4 protein-coding genes are annotated in these 4,314 nt (G+C 69.3%); 2 read left to right on the top strand and 2 right to left on the bottom strand.

Going from position 1 to position 4,314, the window contains the following annotated elements:
• Positions 1 to 110: 110 nt before the first annotated feature.
• Positions 111 to 1,289, bottom strand: a complete 1,179-nt coding sequence (locus ACE3O8_RS12960) for a PQQ-dependent sugar dehydrogenase (protein ID WP_374390390.1) — start codon at positions 1,287 to 1,289, stop codon at positions 111 to 113.
• 147 nt (positions 1,290 to 1,436) lie between these two features.
• On the opposite strand from ACE3O8_RS12960, the gene ACE3O8_RS12955 reads away from it, so the two are divergent.
• Both ACE3O8_RS12955 and ACE3O8_RS12950 read left to right on the top strand, forming a co-directional pair.
• A complete protein-coding gene (locus ACE3O8_RS12955; protein WP_374390389.1) occupies positions 1,437 to 2,372 on the top strand; it encodes a neutral zinc metallopeptidase in 936 nt (311 codons plus the stop codon).
• On the top strand, positions 2,369 to 3,508 hold the full coding sequence (locus ACE3O8_RS12950; protein WP_374390392.1) for an aspartyl/asparaginyl beta-hydroxylase domain-containing protein: 1,140 nt from the start codon (positions 2,369 to 2,371) through the stop codon (positions 3,506 to 3,508). Before ACE3O8_RS12955 ends, ACE3O8_RS12950 begins: the two co-directional genes overlap by 4 nt.
• Positions 3,509 to 3,543: 35 nt before the next feature.
• Here the strand turns inward: ACE3O8_RS12950 and nadE are convergent.
• A partial coding sequence (gene nadE, locus ACE3O8_RS12945; RefSeq protein ID WP_374390387.1) for an NAD(+) synthase occupies positions 3,544 to 4,314 on the bottom strand: 771 nt, incomplete at its 5' end.

The raw sequence follows: 4,314 nt of genomic DNA, 5'->3' as shown, positions 1-4,314 counted from the left end.
CATCCGGCTGGGTAGGCGGATGGCGGGCGCGAAGGATCTTCTCACGAAACTGTTCGCGCTCATCGTGGTCGGCACCGGCCTCTATGTCACGGCCAGCGGCTGGCCGGCGCTCAGCGCGCTGGCGTCAGCCGGATGATCCGCCCCTCTTCCTCGTCCGTCAGCACATAGACGAAACCGTCCGGCCCCTGCGCCACGTCGCGCACGCGGGCGCCGATCGCGATTCGCGTCTCGCCCGTCGGCCGGCCGTTCTTGCCGATGCGGATCACCCGCACGTCCTGGCTCATCAGCCCGCCCGCCAGCAGCGCGCCGTCCAGCGCCTTCAGCCGCGATCCGCGATAGACCGCCAGCCCCGACGCCGCGATGGAGGGGATCCACACCGAAACCGGATCGCGGAAACCGGGGCGCGACCGCTCCTCGGTGATGGGCTGGCCCGAATATTCGATCGAATAGGTCACCAGCGGCCAGCCATAGTTGCTGCCGGCCGACAGCCGGTTCAGCTCGTCGCCGCCGCGCGCGCCATGTTCCGTCGCCCAGATCGCGCCCGTTTTCGCGTCCAGCGCCAGCCCCTGCACATTGCGGTGGCCCATGCTGAACAGCCGGGCGTTCCAGCCCTTCGCCGCATCCGCCCCGGGGTTCCCTGCCGCCGGTTCGCCGTCCGCCGTCAGCCGCAGCACCTTGCCGAAATAGGCGTTCGGGTTCTGCGCATTGTTGCGGATGTTCTGGCCGTCCAGCTGGATATTGGGGTTGCCGCCGTCGCCCACGCTCATCAGCAAGGTGCCGTCCGGCAGCCACAGCAGCCGCGATCCGAAATGCGCGCCGCCCGTTTTCGCCTGCGGATTGCGGAACAGCTCCCGCACCTCCACCAGCGAATTGCCTTTCAGAACCCCGCGCGACAGCGCCGTCAGATTGGCCTTGGGGTCTCCCACCGCATGGGTCAGATAAACGAAGCCATTGTCGGCAAAGCGCGGATGCACCGCCACGTCCAGCAGCCCGCCCTGCCCCACGGCGGCCACCGCCGGCACCCCCTCCACCGGCGCGCCCGGCTTGCCGTCTTTCCCCACGATCCGCAGCGCGCCGCCACGCTCCGTCACCAGCGCCCGCCCGTCGGGCAGCCAGGCGATGCCCCAGGGCCGGTTCAGCCCCGTCGCCCAGATCTCCTGGGCGACGCCCGGCTCGGCCGCCACCTCATAGGCGACGATGGGCGGCCCCGATGCCGGCGCACCGGCAGGTTCCGCCTGCGCGCAGGCCCCGGCAATCCCCAACAGCCCCGCCACCAGCAGCTTCTGCATCCCTCGCTCCCATTTCATTCACCGAACCGGCGGGCATCTCGCGCAGAACCGGCCCCCGGCACAAGAGCCAGTGCAGGCCGCGTCCCCTTTTGCTCGCATCCGCCGCCCGCTTCGCCTATCCTGCACCGCGAACAGAGGGGGGCAGGCATGCGGCTCGACGACCAGCGCGAAAGCGGAAACATCGAAAACCGGCGCGACGAAGGCGGAATCGGCTTCGGGGGTGCGGGGCAGGGCGCCGGTGGCATGGGCGGCGGGCTGGGCGGCCTGCTGGGCCTGTTCCTGCCGCTGATCGGCTCGAAATTCGGCATCATCGGCATCGTGGTGGCGATGGGCGCCATCTTCCTGTTCAGCAACATGGGCGGCCAGTCGAACCAGCCGGCCCAGTCGCCGCAGGTTTCCGCCCAGGCCCCCGGCGCGCCGGCCGGCAGCGGCTCCCAGTTGCAGACCGAAACGGATCGCTTCGTCGCGAAGGTTCTGGCCACCACGGAAGATAGCTGGGGCAAGATCTTCGCCGCCAGCGGCCAGCAATATCCCGCCCCCCGGCTGGTGCTGTTCGACGGCAGCATCCGCTCCGCCTGCGGCGGCGCCTCGGCGGCCTCCGGCCCCTTCTATTGCCCGGCAGACCAGAAGGTCTATCTCGACACCGGCTTCTTCGACCAGCTGGCCCGCCAGTTCGGCGCGCCCGGCGATTTCGCCGCCGCCTATGTGATCGCCCACGAAGTCGGCCACCATATCCAGACGGTCACGGGAACCTCCCAGCAGGTCACCCGCGCCCAGCAGCGCGCCGGTCGCAGCCAGGCCAATGCCCTCTCCGTCCGGCTGGAACTCCAGGCCGATTGCTACGCCGGCGTGTGGGCCGCCAACAACCGCACCCTGCTGGACGAAGGTGATTTCGCCGAAGGCGTCCGCGCCGCGCAGGCCATCGGCGACGATACGCTGCAACGCCAGATGCAGGGCCGCGTCGTGCCCGACAGCTTCACCCACGGCTCCGCCGAACAGCGCATCCGCTGGCTGAAGAAGGGCTTCGAATCGGGCGACCCCAACGTCTGCGACACCTTCTCCGTGCCGGAGGGTCAGCTCTGAGCACCCAGGCCCGCCCCGATCCCCGGATGGATCAGGTCCGCGCCGCCCTCGGCCGGCGGGACTTCGCCTCGGCGCGCGCCATCCTCGGCCAATGGCCCGATGCGCCGCCGCTGCTGGCGGCCCAGGTCGCCCAGCTGTCGGGCGATGCAGAGGGCGAACAGGCCGCCCTCGCCCGCGCGCTGGCGGCGAACCCGCGCCATGTCGGCGCGCTGCTTGCCATGGGCGATGTGAAAAGCCGCGTGGGGGATGACCGCGCCGCCACCAGCTTCTTCCGCGCCGCGCTGAACCAGGCGATGGTGGAACCGCAGCCGCCCGAACTGAAGCCCTTCCTGCAACGCGCCCAGCAATGGATCGCCCGGTCCTCGGCCCGCTTCGAATCGCACCTCCGGGATGCGCTGGGCGATGTCTCGTCGCTCCCCCGCCTCTCCCACGCGATCGACCTGCTCACGGGCAAGACGCAGCTCTACCTGCAGCAGCCCAGCATGTTCTATTTCCCCGGCCTGCCGCAGCGCGCCTTCTACGAACGGGAAGAGTTCGACTGGCTGCCCCAGGTGGAAGCCGCAACACCCGCCATGCAGGCAGAACTCGCCGAGCGCATGAAAGGCGGCGCCGACTTCCGCCCCTATGTCGAAACCCGCACCGACCGCCCCGCCCCCAACAACCCCCTGAAAGACGATCCAAGCTGGGGCGCGCACTATTTCTGGAACAACGGCGAAGTGGTTTCCGAACACGCCGCCGCAGCCCCCGCCACCATGGAAGCCCTCGCCGCAGCCCCCATCCCGCGCATCAGGGGCCGTTCCCCCATGGCGTTGTGGAGCCTGCTGAAGCCCGGCACCCACATCCAGCCGCACACCGGCATGCTGAACACACGCCTGATCGTTCACATCCCGCTCGTCACCAATGCGGATTGCGCCCTGCGCGTCGGCCCGGAAACCCGCCGCTGGGAACCGGGCAAGGCGCTCATCTTCGACGACAGCTTCGAACATGAAGCCTGGAACCGCGGCACCGAAACCCGCGTCATCCTCCTCTTCGAAATCTGGCGCCCGGAAATCGGCGCGGCCGAACGCGAAGCCCTCACCCGCCTGTTCGAAACCATCGACGAGCTGCAACCGGGGCAGGCGGGGAACGGGTTTTAGGGAAAGGGGCAGGCGTTCAGCCGCCCCGAACCCGCTCAGGCTGAGCCTGTCGAAGCCCCCGTGCGGAACGCGTTGGTGATCGGATAGCGCCGGTCGCGCCCGAAATTGCGCGGCCCGATCTTCACCCCCGGCGGCGCCTGCCGGCGCTTGTATTCGGCGATGTACAACAGCCGCTCGATGCGCTTCACCGTCTCCAGATCGGCGACGCCCCGCGCCACGATGTCGGCGGCGGCCAGTTCCTCTTCCACCAGCCCGTGCAGGATGGCGTCCAGCACATCATAGGGCGGCAGGCTGTCATCGTCGCGCTGGTTCTCGCGCAGTTCGGCCGTCGGCGGCTTGGTGATCACCCGCTCCGGCATCACCGGCCCGTCCGGCCCCAGCCCCAGCCGCGGCCGCTGCGCGTTGCGCCAGCGGGAAAGCCGGAACACCGTCGTCTTGTAGGCGTCCTTCAGCACATTGTAGCCGCCCGCCATGTCGCCATAGATGGTGGCATAGCCCACGCTCATCTCGCTCTTGTTGCCCGTCGTCAGCAGCATGTGGCCGAACTTGTTGGACAGCCCCATCAGCGTCACCATCCGCAGGCGCGACTGGGCGTTTTCCTCGGCCAGGTCCCTCGGCTTGCCCGCGAACTGCCCGGCCAGCATCATCTCCATTGCGGTCACCGCAGGCTCGATCGGGATATTGTCCAGCCGCACCCCCAGCATCTGCGCGCACAGCGCCGCATCGTCCAGGCTTTCGCGCCCCGTGAAGCGGCTGGGCAGCATCACGCACCACACCCGCTCCGCCCCCAGCGCGTCCACAGCGAC

This window comes from Sandaracinobacter sp., assembly GCF_041909755.1.
Taxonomy (GTDB): Bacteria; Pseudomonadota; Alphaproteobacteria; order Sphingomonadales; family Sphingomonadaceae; genus Sandaracinobacteroides.
Note: the sequence above shows the minus strand (reverse complement) of the source record. Positions and strands in the feature narration are given on the sequence as shown.